Source organism: Pseudarthrobacter sp. YAF2, assembly GCF_052113345.1.
Taxonomy (GTDB): domain Bacteria; phylum Actinomycetota; class Actinomycetes; order Actinomycetales; family Micrococcaceae; genus Arthrobacter.
On the sequence record NZ_JBFRDA010000008.1, the window covers coordinates 70,807 to 87,000 of the forward strand.

Annotated in this window: 14 protein-coding genes; 9 read left to right on the plus strand and 5 right to left on the minus strand. The window is 67.0% G+C overall.

Annotated features, from left to right (window positions below; translation table 11 throughout):
* Positions 1-27: 27 nt before the first annotated feature.
* Positions 28-1,041: a Gfo/Idh/MocA family protein gene (locus AB4Y79_RS09990; protein ID WP_441860923.1), complete on the plus strand. Its 1,014-nt coding sequence runs from the start codon at positions 28-30 to the stop codon at positions 1,039-1,041.
* A gap of 225 nt (positions 1,042-1,266) precedes the next feature.
* Here AB4Y79_RS09990 and AB4Y79_RS09995 read toward each other — a convergent pair whose 3' ends face one another.
* Positions 1,267-1,716 carry a MarR family winged helix-turn-helix transcriptional regulator gene (locus AB4Y79_RS09995; RefSeq protein ID WP_441860926.1) on the minus strand — a complete coding sequence of 150 codons (450 nt, stop codon included), beginning with the start codon at positions 1,714-1,716 and terminating at the stop codon, positions 1,267-1,269.
* Between the two features lie 172 nt (positions 1,717-1,888).
* Between AB4Y79_RS09995 and AB4Y79_RS10000 the strand changes: the two genes are divergently transcribed.
* Positions 1,889-3,091, plus strand: a complete 1,203-nt coding sequence (locus tag AB4Y79_RS10000) for an MFS transporter (protein ID WP_441860929.1) — start codon at positions 1,889-1,891, stop codon at positions 3,089-3,091.
* 36 nt (positions 3,092-3,127) lie between these two features.
* Here AB4Y79_RS10000 and iolB read toward each other — a convergent pair whose 3' ends face one another.
* Together iolB and AB4Y79_RS10010 are read right to left on the minus strand one after the other, a co-directional pair.
* On the minus strand, positions 3,128-4,021 hold the full coding sequence (iolB, locus tag AB4Y79_RS10005; protein WP_441860931.1) for a 5-deoxy-glucuronate isomerase: 894 nt from the start codon (positions 4,019-4,021) through the stop codon (positions 3,128-3,130).
* Positions 4,022-4,038: 17 nt separating this feature from the next.
* On the minus strand, positions 4,039-4,779 hold the full coding sequence (locus tag AB4Y79_RS10010; RefSeq protein WP_441860934.1) for a GntR family transcriptional regulator: 741 nt from the start codon (positions 4,777-4,779) through the stop codon (positions 4,039-4,041).
* Between the two features lie 271 nt (positions 4,780-5,050).
* On the opposite strand from AB4Y79_RS10010, the gene AB4Y79_RS10015 reads away from it, so the two are divergent.
* A complete protein-coding gene (locus tag AB4Y79_RS10015) occupies positions 5,051-6,187 on the plus strand; it encodes an LOG family protein (RefSeq protein WP_441860937.1) in 1,137 nt (378 codons plus the stop codon).
* Positions 6,188-6,228: 41 nt separating this feature from the next.
* Here AB4Y79_RS10015 and AB4Y79_RS10020 read toward each other — a convergent pair whose 3' ends face one another.
* Entirely contained in the window at positions 6,229-7,371 is a 1,143-nt protein-coding gene (locus AB4Y79_RS10020; protein WP_308931966.1) for a VIT1/CCC1 transporter family protein, read from the minus strand.
* Between the two features lie 266 nt (positions 7,372-7,637).
* Here AB4Y79_RS10020 and AB4Y79_RS10025 point away from each other — a divergent pair, with 266 nt between their 5' ends.
* Positions 7,638-7,865 carry a hypothetical protein gene (locus tag AB4Y79_RS10025; RefSeq protein WP_308931965.1) on the plus strand — a complete coding sequence of 76 codons (228 nt, stop codon included), beginning with the start codon at positions 7,638-7,640 and terminating at the stop codon, positions 7,863-7,865.
* Positions 7,866-7,942: 77 nt separating this feature from the next.
* Here the strand turns inward: AB4Y79_RS10025 and AB4Y79_RS10030 are convergent, their stop codons facing one another.
* Positions 7,943-9,463 carry a sodium:solute symporter gene (locus AB4Y79_RS10030; RefSeq protein ID WP_441860940.1) on the minus strand — a complete coding sequence of 507 codons (1,521 nt, stop codon included), beginning with the start codon at positions 9,461-9,463 and terminating at the stop codon, positions 7,943-7,945.
* 261 nt (positions 9,464-9,724) lie between these two features.
* Here AB4Y79_RS10030 and AB4Y79_RS10035 point away from each other — a divergent pair, with 261 nt between their 5' ends.
* The 5 genes from AB4Y79_RS10035 to AB4Y79_RS10055 all read left to right on the plus strand — a co-directional run bounded on the left by AB4Y79_RS10035 (position 9,725) and on the right by AB4Y79_RS10055 (position 16,172).
* Complete coding sequence (locus AB4Y79_RS10035; RefSeq protein WP_308931963.1) at positions 9,725-10,300, plus strand: helix-turn-helix domain-containing protein; 576 nt, start codon at positions 9,725-9,727, stop codon at positions 10,298-10,300.
* 249 nt (positions 10,301-10,549) lie between these two features.
* Positions 10,550-11,614, plus strand: coding sequence for an agmatinase (speB, locus tag AB4Y79_RS10040; RefSeq protein ID WP_441860943.1), 1,065 nt, complete (start codon positions 10,550-10,552; stop codon positions 11,612-11,614).
* A gap of 4 nt (positions 11,615-11,618) precedes the next feature.
* Positions 11,619-13,322 (plus strand): thiamine pyrophosphate-binding protein, encoded by a 1,704-nt coding sequence (locus tag AB4Y79_RS10045; protein ID WP_441860946.1) that lies wholly within the window; start codon positions 11,619-11,621, stop codon positions 13,320-13,322.
* 159 nt (positions 13,323-13,481) lie between these two features.
* Positions 13,482-13,964 carry a MarR family winged helix-turn-helix transcriptional regulator gene (locus AB4Y79_RS10050; protein WP_441860949.1) on the plus strand — a complete coding sequence of 161 codons (483 nt, stop codon included), beginning with the start codon at positions 13,482-13,484 and terminating at the stop codon, positions 13,962-13,964.
* On the plus strand, positions 13,965-16,172 hold the full coding sequence (locus AB4Y79_RS10055) for an MDR family MFS transporter (protein WP_441860952.1): 2,208 nt from the start codon (positions 13,965-13,967) through the stop codon (positions 16,170-16,172).
* Positions 16,173-16,194: the final 22 nt, after the last annotated feature.

Sequence of the window (16,194 nt, forward strand, 5' to 3'; positions counted from 1 at the left end):
ACCCTGGACACCACAAAGGAGAGAACAATGACTGAAACCCTCCGCGTCGCCGTCATCGGTGCAGGCCGCATGGGCGCAGACCACATCCAGCGCCTGAACAAGCGCATCCATGGAGCAGAAGTTGCCGCCGTCGTCGACGTCGACCTTGCCCGCGCCCAGGCCGCCATCGAAGGCATTCCGGGCGCCGTTGCCCTCACGGACGCTGAGGAAGCCCTCAACAACGGTGGCGTCAACGCGGTCCTGATCGCCACACCCGGCTTCCTGCACCAGGACATCCTGCTCAAGGCGCTCGCCAAGGACATCCCGATCCTCTGCGAAAAGCCGCTCACCCCGGACGCCGAGTCGTCCTGGAAGATCGTCGAAGCGGAGGTCGCGCTGGGCCGCCAGCGTATCCAGGTGGGTTTCATGCGCCGGTTCGACGCCGAATACGCGGCGCTGGGCTCGATCATCAGGAACCAGGAACTAGGTGAACTGCTGATGCTCCACCACCAGCACCGCAACCCCACCACTCCCGAGGGCTTCACCAACGAGATGCTCATCAACGATTCCGTGGTCCACGAGTTCGATGCCATCCGCTACTTCACCGGCGAGGAAATCACCAGCGTCCAGGTCCGCCTGGGCAAGGCAACCAGGACAGCGCCCAACGGCCAGCACGATCCCCAGCACGTCCTGATTGAAACCGAGTCAGGCGTCCTGGCCGACGTCGAAATCTACGTCAATGCCAAGTTCGGCTACGAAGTGGCTACCCAGGCCACCTTCGAGGACGGCATCGTCAGCATCGGCGGGGACACCGGCCCCTACACGCGCAGCGCCGGCCGTTGGGGCGGCAACGTCACTCCCGGGTTCGAGGAGCGTTTCGGAGCCGCGTACGACGTCGAAATCCAGTCATGGGTGGACGCGGCACTTAAGGGCGGGATCGGCGGCCCCTCCGCCTGGGACGGGTACGCCACCGCCGCGTGCTGTGAAGCCGGCGTTGAAGCCCAGAAGAACGGCGAAAAGGTTGCCGTAAAGCTGGCGGCAAAGCCCGACCTCTACAAGTAGGACAGGAGGAGGGGGCGGAGCCATCCGTCCCCTGCTGTTCGGTTGGGCCTTCGGTGCATTGTGCCGGCGACCGAGGACAAGAGCCTGGAGGACCTGGAGCACTACTTCAAAAGCGTCGCCGGCGGCCAAACCACGGAAGCAGCAGCAACGATCCCCTGACCGGCCTCGACCGTTCCCGCGCACAAAGCAGCAACCCCCATGAAGATCCTTCCTGGGGTTGCTGCTTTATGCCGGCGCGTGCAACCGCGGCAGGGCGTCCACCAGCGGCGCCAGCTCCGGGACCGCTTGGGCCTCGTCCAACGCACGCTCCAGGGTGGCGTCGTGGACCGGCCGAGCCTTCGTTAGCAGGCTGATGCCGCTGGCGGTCAGCTCGGTGTAGATGCCGCGGCGGTCGTCGTCGCACAGGATCCGGGTCAGGAGGCCGCGGTCCTCCAGCCGGTTTACCAGCCGCGTGGTGGCGCTGGGGCTGAGCGCCGTGGCGCGGGCCAGTTGCTGCATCCGCATATGCCACCCGTCCTGCCGGCTGAGCGCATCCAGCACGGTGTACTCCACCACGGACAGCTTTGACTCGGCCTGCAGGGAACGTTCCAGCTCGCCTTCGATCAAGCCATGCAGGGCCGCCAACGTACGCCATCCCTGGGCGCGTACCTCAACGGCGTCGTCCTTGATGCCCATGGTTGCTCCTTCACCAAAATGGCGCCGAACGGGCGGCCATCGATCATTGAACATAGATAGTTGCTTGCGCGGTATATTTGCATGTGCAACAATAAATACCGCGCCTGCAACTATCTTAGGCGCCTTCCCTTCCGGGGAACAACCAACCACTTCAACTCGAAGGAGCTTTCCCATGCCTGTTGGCCTGATAGCCCTCGCCCTCGGCGGCTTCGGAATAGGACTCACCGAATTTGTCATCGCCGGACTGCTGCCTGAGGTGGCAGCGGATTTCGGCGTCAGCGAGGCTTCCGCCGGATGGTTCATTTCCGGTTACGCGCTCTCGGTCGTGGTGGGCGCACTCGGCCTCACGGCGGCCGTGACGAGGTTCGAGCGCAAGCCGGTGCTTGCGGCCCTGCTGGTCCTGTTCATCGCAGGAAACCTGATCTCCGCCACCGCGGGCGCCTACTGGCCCATGATGCTGGGCCGGATCATCGCAGCCCTTTCGCACGGCGCCTTCTTCGGAATCGGAGCGGTGGTGGCCGCGGGCATGGTCCCACCCAGCAAGAAGGCCGGTGCCATCGCGCTGATGTTCACCGGACTCACTGCCGCCAATGTCCTGGGGGTCCCGTTCGGCACACTGCTGGGCCAGGCCGCCGGGTGGCGGACCACCTTCTGGGCCATCACCGTTATCGGGGTGGCCGCGCTCGCCGGGATCCTTGCGCTGGTGCCCCGGCAGGCCGGTGAAGCCGACACAGCGGGAAGCCTTCGCTCCGAGCTGCGCGCCTTCCGCTCCGGGCAGGTGTGGCTGTCCATCGTGGTGACCATCCTTGGCTTCGGCGGCATGTTCGGCGCCTTCACCTACATCGCTTACACCCTGACGGAGGTGTCCGGCTTTGCTGCCTCCACCGTGCCGTGGCTGCTCATTGTCTTTGGCGTGGGCCTTTTCGCCGGCAACACGCTGGGCGGAAAAGCTGCCGACCGCAACGTTGACCGGACGTTGCTGGTGGTGCTCGTCATCCTGTCCGTAGTCCTGGTGGCCTTCGCCGTCACGGCCGCCAACCCGGTGCTCACCGTCATCTCACTGGTCCTGATGGGCGGCTTCGGCTTCGCCACCGTTCCCGGACTGCAGATGCGCGTCATGAAGTATGCCCCTGGAGCTCCCACACTTGCCTCCGGCGCGAACATTGGTGCCTTCAACGTGGGCAATGCCCTGGGCGCCTGGTTGGGCGGGGTCACCATTACCGCTGGATTCGGTTACACGTCGCCCATCTGGGCGGGGGCGGTCATCACCCTGGCGGGCGTGGCGGTCATGGCGTTCGCCGCGGCGGCCGCCAAGCGACGCGAACAGCGGCCGGGCAACGGGGTGCAGACGGCGGAAGAGGTTGCCGTCCGCTAGCGGCTGGGCCAGAGGGCGGCGCACCGTGGGCTCGCGTCAGGCTCCGAAAGGCAGCCGGGGATCGATGTTCTGGCTCTCCCAGGTCTGCCGGACCCAACCGTGGTGCGGGTCGTCGCTGATCAGCCATTCGCGCACCGGACCCGGGCCCGCCATGACGTTCAGGTAGTAGAGGTCGTACCCCGGGGCAGCCATGGCAGGGCCGTGCCAGCCGTAGGGCACCAGGACAACGTCGCCGGTGCGGACTTCGGCGGAGATGTCGATGGGCCGCTCGTCCGAGGCGTAGACGCGCTGGTAGCCAATGGCATCCGCATCGTCCGGTGCCGAAACCCCGGCCGCTACCTGCGTTTCGAAGTAGTAGATCTCCTCGAGGGACGTCTCGCCGTCCTTCTCCTCGTCATGCTTGTGCGGAGGGTAGGAGGACCAGTTGCCGGCCGGGGTGAGGACCTCGCAGACGATGAAGCGGTCGGCCTCAAGGGCTGCCGGCGTGCCGAAGTTGTGGACCTGGCGCGAGCAATTGCCCGCCCCGCGCAGTTCCACCGGGGTCTCGGCAGCCGGCACCAGCCGGGTGGGATAGGAGGTCCGTGCCGGGGCAGTGGCAATGGCCACCCGACCGCCGTCGGCTGATCTGATGCTGACGGCGCGTCCGGTGCCGGAATAGAGCACGTCGGCGGGGCCGGAGAAAACGGACGGGCGCCCGCCCAGCGGGTATTCGGTGCCGTCCACGGTCACGGTGAACGACCCGTTGAGTGGCACCACGATCCGTTCCTCGTCTGCGGCGGGAAGGTCGACGGCGGCGCCCGCCGGCAAGGTGGCCACCTTCAGTCCGGTGTGTGCCCAGCCGTCGACGGAGAGGGAGGAATCGGAGGTACCGATCGAAACGTCCCATTTCCCATCCCTGGCTGTGCCCAGGGGATAGACCCAGTTGGTCATGGAAGTGTTCCTTTGCGCTAGCGCTGTACGAGGGTCATTTCGAAGCTGTAGGAATCGGCCCGGTAGACGTGGTGGCCGGTCTCCACGCGCCTGCCGGTATCGTCCACGGCGGTGCGTTCCATGGTGACCAGGGCGGACCCTGCGGCAGTGTCCAGCATCGAAGCCTGGTAGTCGTTGGCGTTCACGGCACCAATGCGCTGGTTGGCCAGCCGGAAGTTCACGCCGCCGCGGCGCAGGATCGAGTAGAGGCCCTCGGCTACAAGCATGGCTTCGTCCATGTCGGCAATGTCGTCGCGCACCCAGTTCTCCATCAGGGCCAGCGGCTTGCCGCCCACCTTCCGAAGCCGGGTGAAGTGGTAGACCTTGGAGCCCGCGGGAAGCTGCAGCGTGGAGAGTGTGGCGTCGTCAGCTTCCACATGCGAAAAGCTGAGGACCTCGGTGGTGGGCTTCTTGCCGTTGTTGGTGAGGTCGTCGTAGAGGCTGGAGAGCTCCAACGGGCGGCGCACCTGGCTGGAGACCACCTGGGTCCCTACGCCACGCTTGCGCACCAGGAGGCCCGACCGCACCAGTTCGTCCATCGCCTTGCGCATGGTGGGCCGGGAGAGGTTGAGCTGGGCGGCCAGGTCGATTTCATTGTCCAGCCGGCTGCCGGGTTCGAGCACCCCGCTGTAGATCGCGGCTTCGATGCCCTGGACTACTTGGTGGTACAGGGGCACGGGGGAGGAGCGGTCGATGCTGAGTCCCAGGTTGTTCGCCACGGTGCGTTCCCTCGTCTTCGGTAACTGCGCAGCCGTCCGGTCCGGACAGGCGTGCCGGGGGACCGATTGCCGCTATATGTTCTCTTGATAGGACATACTTTCTTGCTCGATCGTAGCAGGCGGGTTCCCGGGGTCAAGGGACGTTGCGCCTGATGACCGACGGGACATCCCTGGCGCCCCACGCCGGGATGGCGTCTCGTACGGGATGGCCCCACCATCTACCTGCGGTGCCCTAGGCTGGCTCCATGACCAGGACCGGAGGGCTGCAGCCGTGAATTTCGCCGGAAGCCTGGGCCCCCGTCCACGCACCCTCGAAGTCCAGGACCTGGCCAGTTTCGACCGGCTGGTTGCCGGCGGCGCCGTCAATCTGCATGGCTGGCACGCCCAGTCGCTGGACCTCCGTGGGCGGACTCCGGCCCTGAAGAGAGTTGACGTTGAGGGCGCCATGTTCCTCGGCTGCCTCTTCGACGACGGCATGGAGGCCAACCTCCGCAGCCGCGGTGCCCTGATCTTTCCCCGGCTCGAAGGCGTCCCGTTCGATCCCTACCGCGCCACCCTGTACACCCCGGCGGAGCTCTACGCCGGGCTGGCGGGCTCCTCCTACGAAGAACTGCCGGACGCCCGCATCTACCACTGGAGCATCCAGCCCGGCCAGCGCCACCGTGTGGACGCGACCCTGGCCTCCGCCCTGCACGATCACGCCATCGGCGATGCCCTCGATGAACTCACCCGCTCCGCACCCTGGAACCGCCGGTCCATCGTCGGCGTCATGGGCGGCCATGCGGCGCCGCGCGGCAGCCGGGAGTTTGCAGACGCGGCCCGGCTGGGCAGGCTGCTTGCGCAGGCCGGCCATGTGGTCGCCACCGGGGGCGGACCTGGCGCCATGGAAGCGGCGAACCTGGGTGCATACCTGAGCGGGGCGTCCGACGGCGATGTGCAGTGGGCGCTCGCGGCGCTCGCCGCCGTTCCCGGGTTCCGGCCCTCGGTGTCGGCGTGGGCACGCGCGGCCGCCGCCGTCGTCGACCGCCATCCGGGCGGGACGCCGTCACTGGGGATCCCCACCTGGTTCTACGGGCATGAGCCGCCCAACTACTTCGCCACGCACATTGCGAAATACTTCGCCAACGCCATCCGCGAAGCCATCCTCCTGCAACTGTGCCACGGCGGCATCGTGTTCCTGCCGGGAGCCGCTGGCACGGTGCAGGAGATCTTCCAGGATGCCTGCGAGAACTACTACGGCGCCCGGGAAACGGTGGCTCCCATGGTGCTGGTGGGGCGCCGGCACTGGGAGCAGGAATACCCGGCATGGCCCATGCTGGCCAGCCTTGCCGCCGGGCGCACCATGGCGGATTACATCTTCCTGGTGGACACGGTGGACGAAGCGGTGGAGATCCTCCGGGAGCGCTGAGCGGCGCAGGAGAACCTCCACACGGGTTGAGCCGGCGGTGGCTAGCCCACCGCGGTGCCGAACAGCAGGCCCAGCAGGTACGTGATGACGGCGGCGCCGAGGCCGATGGCCAGCTGGCGCAGGCCGCGGGTCAGCGGGGACGTGCCGGACAGCAGGCCAACAGCAGCGCCGGTGGCCAGGAGGGAAATGCCCACCAAAGCCCCGGCCACCACGAGCGCGGTCACGCCAGTCAGGCCGAACAGGAACGGCAGGATGGGAACGATGGCGCCGGAGGCGAAGAAGCAGAAGCTGGAGAGCGCGGCACCCCACGCGGTGCCCACAGCCTCATGCTGGTCCGCTTCCTCGGGCAGTTCCGGCTGCAGCGACAGGCTCGGGTCGCAGTCGCAGGACAGCAGGCCGGTACGCTCGGCCACCCGGTGTTCGGCAGCCTCCCGGGACATCCCGCGGGCCAGGTACACCAGCAGGAGTTCGTTGTGTTCGAGGTCCAGCTTGGGCGCGACCGCCAGGGTGACCTGGGTGGGGCGCGTGGCTGCCAGCAGCTCCCGCTGGGACCGGACGGAGATGAACTCGCCGGCTCCCATGGACATGGCGCCGGCCAGGAGCCCGGCGACGCCGCTGAGCAGCACCACGCTGCTGGCCACGCCGGAGGCCGCCATGCCCATCACCAGGGAGAGGTTGCTCACCAGGCCGTCGTTGGCGCCGAAGACGGCGGCGCGGAACGTGCCGGCCAGGCGGTTGCGGCCGCGGGTTGCCAGCCCCCGGACCACTTCCTCATGGATCTGTTCATCGGCCGCCATGGCGTCAGTGGCGTTGGGGTCCTTGGCGTAGGGGGAGCGGCCTTCCGCGCGCTGGGCCAGGGCCAACACAAATACGGAGCCGAAGTGCCGGGCCAGGAACCCCAGGAAGCGGCTCCGGGCGGACGCCCTTTTTGGCTTGCCCGCGTGATCGCCCAGCAGGGCGAGCCAGTGCGCCTCGTGCCGGCCTTCGGCTTCGGCCAGCGCCAGCAGGATGGCCCGCTCTTCCCCCTCGCGGTTCTGGGCCAGGTCGCGGTAGACGGCGGCTTCCGCGCGCTCGTCCGCCAGGTACTGGCGCCATCTTTTGATGTTCGACGGCGAGGGCTGGCTTTGCGGGGTTGGGGCGGCCTCCGGGACGGTGTGGGGTTCGGGCTGGGCGTGCTGCGACACTGGTACTCCTGGGCTTGGAAAGGGCATGGTTACGGCGCCTTTGCCCTGCCAGCCTACTGCGGATTTCCGCGGTTTTTTGGCTGGCAAACCTCGCTGGGGAGTTTCGGTTGACCTTAAAACCGCACCCCGCCCTTCCTTAATTTCCGGCCCCCAACAGTCCCGCCCCGGCCCTTGACCCGTCTGCCCGGCCGGTGCTGTGATGAAGGTGTGGCGCGGCCTGCGCCCTACCTGAAAGAGCACGTCAGGCGAACAACGGAGGTTGAATCATGAGCACCACCGGACAGCACCCGGACATGCCGCACCTGGACGCCGTCGAAGCGGACCCCGCCTACGATTACGCCGAGGATGCACCGGTAGACGATGCGGACTGGGACGCGGAGGACGAATTTCTTGACGAGGAGGAGCCGGTGGTCCAGCCGCCGCCGGTGGTCATCGATGCCGAGGACCGCGAGGTCCCGCTGGATGACGACGAGCCCCGCGACACAGGGGAGTAGGACTTACGACGACGGCGCCTCCCTTCGCCTGGAAGCGAAAGGAGGCGCCGTCGTCGTGCGTTAAAGCAGGTGTCCGGTCAGCGTGCGGCGAGGATTTCCTCCGGAGCGTCCTCCGGTTCCTGCCCGGCCACGCGGCGCTGCCAGGCCCGCATGACCCGGGGGTCGGTGGGGCGGGTGAGCAGCGAAGCCGCGATGTAGACGACGGCTGAGGCGATCAGGCCGTAGTAGATGGGCTCATTCGCGTAGATGCCGTCCAGCGGGGCCTTGGCGTTGACTTCCAGGATGATCATGGTGCCCAGCGTCACCACCGACCCGACTGCCATGGATGCCGCGGCTGCCAGGCCGGTGCCGCGCTTCCAGACCAGGCCGCCCAGGATGGCCACCAGGAGGCCGCCCACCAGGATGTCATAGGCAATGGTCAGGGCCGCAACAACGTCCTTGGTGATGATGGCGATGACAATGGCCACGATGCCCAGTGCGAGGACCCATACCCGGTTGGCCTTGACATCGTGCTCCGGGTTCTCGGAATCGCCGGTGGAGACCTCCTTGCCGAACCAGCCGGCAACGAAGGGCAGGACATCCGCCCTTGCCACGGTGGCGGCGGCGATCAGCGCGCCGGAAGCGGTGGACATCATGGCGGCGACGGCGGCGGCCAGGACCAGGCCGCCAATGCCGATGGGCAGCAGGTTCTGGGCCACCTCGGCGTAGACGTCGTCCTTGGCGGCGATCTTGACGTTGGACAAAGCCACGTTGGCGGCCATGCCGATCAGCGCACCGGCCACGCCGTACAGGATGCAGTAGATACCGGCAGTGGCGCCGCCCCAACGGGCCACTGTGGGCGTCTTGGCGGTGAATACGCGCTGCCAGATGTCCTGGCCGATCAGCAGGCCCAGGGTGTAGACCACGAAGTAGGTGATGATCGTCTGGACGCCGATTCCGTCGATCTGGAAGAAGCTGGCATCAACGCGGCTGCGGATGCCGTCGAGGCCGCCGGCGGCGTTGAGGGTGAAGGGGAGCATGAGGAAGAAGATGCCCACGGTTTTGATGACGAACTGGACCTGGTCCGCCAGCGTGATGGACCACATGCCGCCGATGGTGGAGTACACCAGCACGATGGCTCCGCCGATGGCGATGGCCAGGGCGCGGTCAAGGCCGAAGAGGACGACGAAGATCGTCGCATACGCGCCGGTGGACGTAGCGCAGAGCATCAGGGTGTAGGCGAGCATGACGATGCCCGAGGCCTCCGTTGCCCGGCTCCCGTACCGGAGGGTGAGCATCTGGGACACGGTGTAGATCTTCAGCTTTTGGATGGTGCCGGCGAAGAGCAGGCTCAGGAGCAGGACGCCGGCGCCGATGGCCACCACGAGCCACATTCCGGAGATGCCGAACTTGTAGCCAAGTCCCACGCCGCCAACGGTGGACGCGCCGCCCAGGACCACCGCGGCCATGGTGCCGGTGTAGAGGAAGGGGCCCAGCCGGCGGCCGGCAACCAGGAAGTCGCTGTTGTTCTTGGTGCGGGATTTGCCCCACCAGCCGAAGGCCAGCATTGCGAGCAGGTACACCACCACGATGGCGATGTTGATGGCACGTGCATCCATATGAGGGGCTCCTTGGAGCTGTTGGGTGCCGGGTGTGGGCCCGGGGGCGACGGCGCCCGGAACCGCCGCGGACGAACGGAGAGGATCCAACTATTGCCCTATAGGCAACAGGAGTTTTCAAAGCCTAGGATGTGACGGCCGCAACAGTCAAGAACGATCGGCGCCGCGCGGCCTGTGTGTGGCATGCGCGCGTCACAAAAGCGCCGCGGATTAGGATGGCTCGAGAGCGGAGCCGGGCTGCCGGCCATGAAAGGTTCGTAGATGAAGGCACTGCCAGTTGAGCCGAGCAACGTCCCGGTTGCCATCGGTTCCAGGATCCGGGCCGCCCGGCAGTCCCAGCGGCTCACCATCGAGCAGGTTGCGGACGCCACCGGGCTGACCAAGGGGTTCCTCAGCCGAGTTGAGCGGGACCTGACCTCACCGTCAGTGGCCTCGTTGGTGACGCTCTGCCAGGTGCTCTCGATCTCCATCGGCGAGCTCTTTGCCGCACCGGAAACCCACCTCACCAAGCGGAATGACGGGCCGCGTATCTCGCTCGGCGGCCAAGGCATTGTGGAGCGGTTGCTGACCGCCCGTTCGGAACGCCGGGTCCAGATCATCCAGGCCGTCATCGAGCCGCACGGCCGCGGCGAGTCCGAACTTTACGCCGTGGACTGCGACGTGGACGTGCTGCACGTGATCAAGGGGTCCATCAGGCTGATCCTCACCAATGAGGAATACGACCTCAGCACCGGCGATACGGTGACGTTCCCGGGCCGCGAACCGCACACCTGGGTCAATCCCACGGACAAGCCCGTCGAGGTGCTCTGGGTCCTGGTGCCCGCCGCCAGCCGCTGACTCGGTTCGGCGTGTTCATTCCCGCCCGGTTGGCCCGGCGTCACGCGGAGCGGCTTTTGGGCGGCTGCCGGCAGGCGGCTCCCTGAAAACATGCGCTTCCGGCCGCTTTCGGCTGCCCAAAACGTGCCGTGCGTGACGCGGCATGCCACCGGCGACCAGTCCAAAGTAAACATCTGATGCTCATTGGAAAACTACGGTGTATGATGGCAGTCACACAGTCCCCTCAACTCCTCGAAGGAGAGGCCTCCATTGGAAGAGCTGCGCATCGAAGCCAACGGCAACCTTGGCCCCATTGATTCATCCCGGATCCCGCGCTACGCCGGAGCCGCCACCTATGCCCGGCTGCCCCGCCTGGAACAGGTGGCCAAGGCCGACGTCACGGTGGTGGGTGTCCCCTTCGATTCCGGAGTTTCCTACCGGCCCGGCGCCCGCTTCGGCGCCAACCACGTCCGCGAGGCCAGCCGGCTGCTGCGTCCGTATAACCCGGCCTGGGACGTCAGCCCGTTCGAGAACATCCAGGTGGCAGATGCCGGGGATATGGCGGTCAACCCCTTCAACATCAACGAGGCCATCGAAACCGTCCAGCAGAACGCCCTGGACCTGACTGCGGCCGGCAGCAAACTGCTGACCCTTGGCGGCGACCACACCATCGCCCTGCCGCTGCTCCGTGCCGCCGCAGAGCGGGCCGGCGAACCTATTGCCATGCTCCACTTCGACGCCCACCTGGACACCTGGGACACCTACTTCGGTGCCGAATACACCCACGGCACGCCATTCCGCCGGGCGGTGGAGGAGGGCATCCTGGATACCGAGGCCATCAGCCACATCGGCACCCGCGGCCCGTTGTACGGCAAGAAGGATCTCGACGACGACCACCGCTTCGGGTTCGGCATCGTCACCTCTGCGGACGTCTACTACCAGGGCGTCCTGGAAACTGTGGCCAAGGTCCGCGACCGGATCGGCAACCGCCCGCTCTACATCTCCGTGGATATTGACGTCCTGGATCCGGCCCACGCGCCGGGTACCGGCACCCCCGAGGCCGGTGGCATCACCAGCCGCGAACTCCTGGAAATCATCCGCGGCTTCCGCGGCATGAACCTGGTGGGGGCCGACGTCGTCGAGGTCTCCCCGGCCTACGACCATGCCGAGATCACCGGCGTCGCCGCCAGCCATGTCGCCTATGAACTGGTGACCCTGATGGCGGACAATGCCGTACCGGGGGACCGGTTCGGAGCGGCAACCGGCTACGAGGCCCAGGCCCTGGGCCGGGAAATCCACCGGCCCGCCGGTTTCGCTGCCGCCGCCAAGGAGTAACGCCGTGACCGAACCTGCACCCGCCACTCCCGCCGCCACGCAAGGGGGAGGTGCCCGCAACGGCGGGGACCTCGTCGTCGAAACCCTTGAAGCGCTGGGCGCCAAGACGGTGTTCGGCATCCCTGGCCAGCACGCCCTGGGACTCTTTGATGCGATGGGCCGCGGCAACCTGCACTTCGTCTCCTCAAGAGTGGAGAACAACAGTGCGTTCGCCGCGGACGGCTATTCCCGCGCCACGGGCGAGGTGGGCGTGCTGTTCCTCTCCACCGGCCCTGGCGCGCTTACGTCCCTGGCCGGCCTGCAGGAGGCGTATGCCACCGGTGTCCCCATGGTGGTGGTGGCCAGCCAGATTCCGCTCGAGGGCCTCGGGGCGCGCCGCAAGGGCATGCTGCACCAGCTTGATGACCAGAAAGCTTCCGCCGCGAACGTCACCAAGAGCCAGCGGCTGATCCAGCACGCCTCCGGCATCCCTTCCGCCATCCAGGACGCCTGGACCGAAGCCATCTCCTCCCCGCAGGGACCCGTGTGGCTGGAAATCCCGCAGAATGTCCTGCTGGATCCCATCATGGTGCCGCCGGTGGAGGATGCGCTCGCCGAAGCCGCTGACAACCCGCCGCGCGTTGAACTGGTCCGCGAGGCGGTGACCTGGCTTTCGGAGGCGAAACGCCCGGCGATCATCGCCGGCGGCGGCACCAGGCGCGGCAAGGCGGAGAAATCGTTGTTGTCCCTGGCTGAGAAGCTGCGCGCCCCGGTCATCGGCACGCCCGGTGGCAACGGCGCGTTCCCCTGGAACCATGAGCTCTCGCTCCAGTCCTGGATCGAGGACCAGTACATGACGGAGCTGCTCGAGGATGCCGACGTACTGGTGGTCATCGGCTCCTCGCTCGGCGAAGTGACCTCCAACTACTTCACTTTCGAGCCGCGCGGCAGGATCATCCAGATCGACGCCGAACCCCGGGTCCTGGAGTCCAACCGGCCCGGCCTGGGCATCCGCGCCGACGCCGGCCAGGCACTGGCGGCGCTCGACGCCGCCCTGATGGAGCCGCATGGCGAACAGGCGGACTGGCACGGCACCTCGCCCGAGGACCTGGTCAAGGACACCCTCGCCAAGGTGAAGGCCCGGCTGGAATCGCAGGACCTGGCCAAGGAACTGCGCTTCATGGCGGACATCCGTGAGGCGGTCCCTGCGGACATGCAGACGTTCTGGGATATGACCATCAGCGCCTACTGGGGCTGGTCCTGCTGGGATGCCCGACAGGGCCAGTTCCACTCGGCCCAGGGTGCCGGCGGCCTCGGCTTCGGCTTCCCGGCGGCAATCGGCGGTGCGGTGGGCCTGGAAACCACCGGCAAGGGCGGCAACGCCGCCCGGGTGCTGGCCGTGTCCGGCGACGGTTCGGCGATGTACTCCATCGCCGAGCTCGCCACGGCCAGGCAGCACAATGTGCCGGTCACGTGGCTGATCGTGGACGACGGCGGCTACGGCATCCTGCGCGAGTACATGGTGGGCTCGTTCGGCAAGGCCACGGCCACCGAACTGGCCCGTCCCGACTTCGTGAAACTCGCCGAATCCTTCGGCGTGCCGGCCACCCGGGTGGCCCCGGAGGATGTGGGGGACGCGCTCCAGGCCGCGTTCACCGCGGACGGACCCAACGTCGTCGTGGTTGAAACACTCCTGAAGATGTTCGCGCCCACCCATCTGGATCTCTGACCGCGCAGGCTTCTGCGCAAGCGCTCCCTCACGTGCCGGCAAAGCAACGGCTGCGTGGGGGAGTGCCGTCGTTAACAGGGCTACCGCTTACACTTCGTTTCCCTAAGCAACCTTTTTCTGATACAGTTGCTTGCAGCAACTAATTCTTTAGGGAGGATCATGTCTGTCGCACCGGCCACCGCAGCCGACCTCGTCAGCCATATCTATGACCTCCAGCGCGCACTGCGCTGCGTCACCATGGTCAACGTCAAAGGTCAGGACACGGGCATCGCACTCCAAGGGGTGCTCAAGTTCATTGGCGAAGGGGAAACCCGGGCCGCGCACCTCGCCGAACGGCTCGGGGTCAGCGCGCCGGTACTCAGCCGGCACATCGCGGAACTGGCGGACGCCGGCCTGGTGCTTCGCACACAGGACCCCGACGACGGCAGGGCCCAACTGCTGGCCCTTTCACCCAGGGGAAAGGAAAAGCTCGCTGAGCTGGTCCGCCACCGGGCAGAAACCCTGCAGGGCTACCTCGCCGACTGGAACGAGGACGACGCCGCTGCAACCGCGGCGATGCTGAGCAAGCTGACCGCATCCCTGAAGAATTCCATCCGGGCAAGGGCGGCCGGAACCACCAACGAACACGCAGGAGTCAACTAGATGGCCAACGTCACCGCCGCCGCGGACCAGGAGCAGGAGCGCCAGCGCCAGCGCTCCGCCAAGCAGGAATCGCGGCAATCCAAGCGCCACGAGCCGGGCGCGCCCATGAACCACCGCCAGATCATGGAGGCCCTGACCGGCCTCCTTGCCGCTTTCTTCACCGCGATCCTCAGCAGCACTATCGTGGCAAACGCGCTGCCAACCATCATGTCCGAGCTCAAGGGCACGCAGACCGACTTCGCCTGGGTCATCACAGCCGCCCTGCTGGCCAACGCAGCCACCACCCCCATCTGGGGCAAGCTCGCCGACCTCTTCGACAAGAAGGTCCTGGTCCAGCTCAGCATCGTGATCTTCGTTGCCGGCTCGGTCATGGCAGGTTTCTCCGAGAACATCCCATTCCTGCTCACCGCCCGCGTGATCCAGGGCATCGCCATGGGTGGCCTCACCGCCCTGGCGCAGGCCATCATCGGATCCATCATCCCGCCGCGCGAACGCGGCAAGTACTCCGGCTACATGGGCGCCGTCATGGCTGTCGGCACCGCCGGCGGCCCGCTGCTGGGCGGCTTCATCGTGGACAGCTCCCTTGGCTGGCGCTGGACGTTCTTCGTCTGCGTGCCGCTCGCCGTCGTCGCCCTGATCCTGCTCCAGGTGACGCTGAAGATCCCGCACGTCCGGCGTCCTGCCAAGATCGACTGGTTCGGTGCGGTGCTGCTGACCTCCGGCGTGAGCCTGCTCCTCATCTGGGTCTCCTTCGCCGGCCAGCCCGACTACTACGACTGGTGGTCCTGGCAGTCCGCAGTAATGGTGGGCGCCGGCGTCCTCCTGCTCGCGCTGCTGGTGCTGGTGGAATCCAAGGTGTCCCAGCCGATCATCCCGCTCAAGATCATCTCCGAGCGCACCACCGCACTGGCCATCGTTGCGTCCGTGGCCGTTGGCGTGGCCATGTTCGGTTCCTCCACGTTCCTGGGCCAGTACTACCAGGTGGCCCGCGGCGCCACGCCCACCGAGGCCGGCCTGCTGACGCTGCCCATGATCGCCGGCAACCTGGTCGGTTCGGTGGTGTCCGGCCAGCTCATCAGCCGCTACGGCAAGTGGAAGCGGTTCCTGATCGGCGGCACCATCCTCCTGATCGGCGGCCTGGCGCTGGCCGGAACCATGGACCACACCACCGAACTCTGGCTGACCGGCCTTTACACCGGTATCTTCGGCATCGGACTGGGCATGCTGATGCAGAACCTGGTCCTTGCCGTCCAGAACACCGTCCAGGCCAAGGACATCGGCTCGGCCAGCGCCTCCGTTGCGTTCTTCCGCTCGGTGGGCGGCGCGATCGGGGTGTCCGTCCTGGGCGCCATCATGGCCAACCACGTCAAGGACCTGGCTACCGACGGGCTCACGAAGCTGGGCGTCCAGGCCACCGGAGACGGCGGCGCCAGCATGGACCTCAAGGATCTGCCTGCCCCGATCGCGGACATCATGCGTGCTGCCTACGGTGACGCCACAGCCGGCATCTTCATGATCTCCGCCATCGTCAGCGCGGTTGCCCTCATCGCCGTGATCTTCATCAAGGAAGTGCCGTTGCGCAAGACCGTTGACATCACCCCCGAGTCCACGCTGCAGGCCAACGCCGCCGGCGAAGCCGGGATGACCGCCATGACCGGGCAGTTGCCCCTGGTATCCGCCGCCACGCCGGAACGCGTTCCCGCCGGGCCAGGAACCGCGGCACGGAGCTCGGCGCATGCGGGTTCCGGAGCTGCCCCGGCCAAGATGTACGACGGCGGAGCTGCCGCTGCGGCAGCGGCGACCGGCAGGGTTGCCACGGAGGACTTCGAGGAAGCCTTTGCCCGGAGTTTCCGCTCCGAGGGGCTGGACCTCCGGTCCGCCGACAGCGTCGACAAAGCTGCGGACGCCGTGGCCAGCGCCGCTGACACGCTCCGGAAGCTGCAGGACACCCAACAGCTGCTGGCCCGCCAGCAGGTGGAACTGGGCGGACTGGTGCTGGACGTCCAGGAGCAGCTCCGCTCCCAGCGGGAGGTCGCAGCCAGGCAGGCGGCCACGGCCGCAGAGCTCAGCAGGCTCCAACGCAAGCTCCTGAAGGAACGCAAGCTCCAGGCTGCGGCCGCGCTGTACTTGGCAGGCCACGGCAAGCACAGTGCCGCCGCCCCCGCACAGTCTCGGGCGGATGGTTCGGAGCCCGTAGAGGGACCGTAGGCCGTCCCCGGCGGACCAGCCA

Bases quoted from the DNA above. Each gene is read 5' to 3' on its own strand.
- AB4Y79_RS10025 (WP_308931965.1), top strand. From the start codon at position 7,638: ATGAGCACCACCGGACAGCACCCGGACATGCCGCACCTGGACGCCGTC.
- AB4Y79_RS10035 (WP_308931963.1), top strand. From the start codon at position 9,725: ATGAAGGCACTGCCAGTTGAGCCGAGCAACGTCCCGGTTGCCATCGGT.
- AB4Y79_RS09990 (WP_441860923.1), top strand. From the start codon at position 28: ATGACTGAAACCCTCCGCGTCGCCGTCATCGGTGCAGGCCGCATGGGC.
- AB4Y79_RS10055 (WP_441860952.1), top strand. From the start codon at position 13,965: ATGGCCAACGTCACCGCCGCCGCGGACCAGGAGCAGGAGCGCCAGCGC.
- AB4Y79_RS10030 (WP_441860940.1), bottom strand. From the start codon at position 9,463: ATGGATGCACGTGCCATCAACATCGCCATCGTGGTGGTGTACCTGCTC.
- AB4Y79_RS10050 (WP_441860949.1), top strand. From the start codon at position 13,482: ATGTCTGTCGCACCGGCCACCGCAGCCGACCTCGTCAGCCATATCTAT.
- AB4Y79_RS10000 (WP_441860929.1), top strand. From the start codon at position 1,889: ATGCCTGTTGGCCTGATAGCCCTCGCCCTCGGCGGCTTCGGAATAGGA.
- AB4Y79_RS09995 (WP_441860926.1), bottom strand. From the start codon at position 1,716: ATGGGCATCAAGGACGACGCCGTTGAGGTACGCGCCCAGGGATGGCGT.
- iolB (WP_441860931.1), bottom strand. From the start codon at position 4,021: ATGACCAACTGGGTCTATCCCCTGGGCACAGCCAGGGATGGGAAATGG.